This window comes from Microcoleus sp. Pol7_B2 (assembly GCF_036701035.1).
Lineage (GTDB): Bacteria > Cyanobacteriota > Cyanobacteriia > Cyanobacteriales > Microcoleaceae > Microcoleus.
Window position 1 is genome coordinate 1 of record NZ_JAUBQB010000154.1, and the last position, 1,238, is coordinate 1,238.

General features: G+C 57.5%; 1 protein-coding gene. It reads right to left on the minus strand.

The features are described from left to right. Positions 1-1,238: Ig-like domain-containing protein (locus QUA57_RS28070; protein WP_445304517.1), on the minus strand; the 1,238-nt coding region annotated here is incomplete at both ends.

Genomic DNA, 1,238 nt, shown 5'->3' on the forward strand with positions numbered 1-1,238 from the left:
TGGCGTCGGTGTTGGTTGTTCGGGGGCGGGTGTTGGTGGTGTTGGTGTTGGCGCCGGTGTTGGTGGTGTTGGTGTTGGCGCCGGTGTTGGTGTTGGCGCCGGTGTTGGTGGTGCTGGTTCCGGCGCCGGTGTTGGTGGTGTTGGTGTTGGCGCCGGTGTTGGTGGTGCTGGTTCCGGCGCCGGTGTTGGTGGTGCTGGTTCCGGCGCCGGTGTTGGTGTTGGTGGTGTTGGTGTTGGTGGTGTTGGTGTTGGTGGTGTTGGTGGTGTTGGTGTTGGTGGTGTTGGTGGTGTTGGTGGTGTTGGTGGTGTTGGTGGTGTTGGTGGTGTTGGTGTTGGTGGTGTTGGTGGTGTTGGTGTTGGTGGTGTTGGTGGTGTTGGTGTTGGTGGTGTTGGTTCGTTCAGGGGAATGGCAGAGACAGTAGCGCTGGCGGGGCTGGTAGCACCTTGGTTGTCTGTAGCGCTGTAGGTGAAATTTGCTGTTGTAAAGTTGGCTGTCGATTGGAAAAATAATTGGTTAATGTCAGTAGGTGTCAGAATTTGACCTGCGGTGACAATCCGGCCGCCAGTATCGGGATTGCCTAAAAATATCCGCCCTTCATTTGCGGGTGGGACGGTGTTGATGGTGAAGGATGCGATCGAGCCGTCGGGGTCGCTTCCTCCGAGTCCTGCGATCGCCACAGCGCTGCTGGGCCCGATCTCAAGGTTGACGTTGTTAGCTACGGGCGGTTGGTTTGGCACCGGCAGCAGCGCCGATACAGTAGCACTGGCGGGGCTGGTGGCACCCTGGTTGTCTGTAGCGCTGTAGGTAAAATTTGCTGTTGTAAAGTTGGCTGTCGATTGGAAAAATAATTGGTTAATGTCAGCAGGTGTCAGAATTTGACCTGCGGTGAGAATCGTGCCGCCAGTATCGGGATTGCCTAAAAATATCAGCCCTTCATTTGCTGGTGGGACGCTGTTGATGGTGAAGGATGAGATCGAACCGTCGGGGTCGCTTCCTCCGAGTCCTGCGATCGCCACAGCGCTGCTGGGGGCGATTTCGAGGTTGACGTTGCTAGCTATCGGTGGTTTGTTGGCGGGAGTTGGAGTCGGAGTCGGTGGGAGTGGGGGAGTCGGAGTGGGGGCAGCGGTGATAGTGGTGGTAACAGTTGCGCCAGGCTCACGGCCGTTGTTGTTGGCAGGATTGGGGTCTGGACTCGTTGAGGTGCTGCTAGCAGTGTTGGCGATGGCGCTGATGGTGG